Here is a 2,005-nt window from a genome sequence, read left to right as displayed (position 1 = left end):
GTGTTGAACTAAACCTTCGGTAGCCTTAACTGCGAAGATTGGTATCTTTGATAAACATATTAAAATATTCAATGATGACAAAAAAAGAGCATTGATGAGTTAAGGGAAAACAAGCTCATCCACAGGGCGAAAACAGAAGTGCCCGATTTCGAATCCCTGCTGTACCGCTTTGAGCGCAGCATTTCGGTGCTTGGCAGGAGCAAAAGCACTTTCGAAAATTATGCACGCCATATTGCCTCCATTTCCTTGCACTATGGTAAAATCCCCGCCGAACTGGATCCCGAACAAATCCACGAGTATTTGTTCATGCTGCAAAAAAGGTCGAAAACACCCTCGCAAACCTATTTCAAGCACACCGTTTACGGGCTTCGCTTTTTGCTCAAAACCGAAGGTTTAGCCTATTCCTTTCTCCAGCTTCCCGAGATTAAACAGGACAAAAAACTACCGGTAGTGCTGAGTAAAGAAGAAGTGTGGGCCATGCTTCAGCATTGCACTTTACTTAAACATAAAATCCTTATTGGCCTGCTCTATGGTTGCGGATTGCGTTGTATGGAGGTGCGAAGCCTGCGATTGGCCGATCTGGATTTTGACCGCCAGCAAGTCAAAGTAGTGCAGGGCAAAGGCAAAAAAGACCGCTATGTGCCGCTTTCTTCGCATTTAATTCGTGGACTGAAAACCTACATCTCCGTAGAAAAACCGCAAGATTATCTTTTTGGCGGTCAGATACAGGGGCGTGCCGGCGGCGATTTCGATAGCCGCTATTCGCAAAAAGGCGTGCAATGGGCGGTCAAGGAAGCGGCCAAGCGGGCAGGAATCCGCAAGTCGGTTTGTGTGCATACCCTACGCCATACCTTTGCCACGCACCTGCTCGAAGACGGACTCGACATCATCTCCCTTAAAGATTTACTCGGCCATGAGAACATCGAAACCACGATGCTCTACCTGCATATCGCCCAAAATGGAAGACTGAAACCTTTTAGTCCGCTCGATACCTTGTTTGCCCAATGCAAGCCGGGCTCGAAGTAGCCGACGTGCTCCGGCAACTTGGACAGGAAATTGAAACCATCGGCTTAAACACCTGGCAATTACGAACGTTATCGGCCCTTAAAACCTGCCGGACGGCAGCCCTGGGCGGACATGTTGATGCTTGCAGTGACTGTGGTACGATACGGATCAGCTATAATTCGTGCCGCAACAGGCACTGTCCCAAATGTCAGGGGCACCATCGCGAAAACTGGATACAGGCGCGCCGTACCGAACTGTTGCCCGTACCCTATTTCCATGTGGTCTTTACGCTGCCCGGCGAATTGAACGCGTTGGCTTTGCAGCAGCCCAAGCTGCTGTACGACACCCTGTTTTCGGCTGCATGGAAAACGCTCTCTGCTTTTGGCAAAGAGAAAAGTGTGCAAACCGGCATGATTGCCATCCTGCATACCTGGGGACAGAACCTGAGTCTGCATCCGCATATCCACTGCATTGTGCCAGGCGGAGGAATCGGCAAAGACAAACACTGGAGCAATATCCGTCGAGACGGCAAGTTTTTGTTTTCGGTAAAGGCGATGTCCAAGGTGTTCAGGGCAAAGTATGTGGCTGAACTTTCAGCTGCCGGAAAGCTTGATAAAACACTACGCGAACAGCTCTTTGCAAAACCTTGGGTGGTGTATGCCAAGCGCCCCTTCGGAAACGAACAATCGGTGATTGAATACCTGGGGCGCTATACGCATAAGATTGCCATCAGTAATCACAGACTTTTGGGTGTCGATAAAGCGGGCGTGCGCTTTTCTTACAAAGACTACAAGGATCAGGGCAAAAAGAAAATCATGACCTTGCCCCATGCGGAATTTGTGAGGCGTTTTGCTCAGCATATTTTACCCAAACGCTTTGTCAAGATCAGGCACTACGGCTTTTTGAGCAGTACCTGGAAGCGCCAAAAGCTGAAAGATTTGCAGCAAAACCTAAATGTAAAGCCTGCCGATACCAAAGTAAAAAGCGTGTACCGAAGCTG

The 2,005-nt window shown here is 48.9% G+C and carries 2 protein-coding genes; both read left to right on the top strand.

The annotated features are described in order from the left end of the window. The first annotated feature begins 138 nt into the window (after window positions 1–138). The gene (locus tag FN756_RS14350) at window positions 139–1,026 is read left to right on the top strand and encodes a tyrosine-type recombinase/integrase (RefSeq protein ID WP_221929073.1); all 888 of its coding nucleotides are present in this window, start codon (window positions 139–141) and stop codon (window positions 1,024–1,026) included. Beyond that, a partial coding sequence (locus tag FN756_RS14345) for an IS91 family transposase (RefSeq protein ID WP_142604799.1) occupies window positions 1,005–2,005 on the top strand: 1,001 nt, incomplete at its 3' end. The genes FN756_RS14350 and FN756_RS14345, both read left to right, overlap by 22 nt.

It is taken from the genome of Solitalea koreensis (assembly GCF_900182575.1).
Taxonomy (GTDB): Bacteria; Bacteroidota; Bacteroidia; order Sphingobacteriales; family Sphingobacteriaceae; genus Solitalea; species Solitalea koreensis.
Note: the sequence above shows the minus strand (reverse complement) of the source record. Positions and strands in the feature narration are given on the sequence as shown.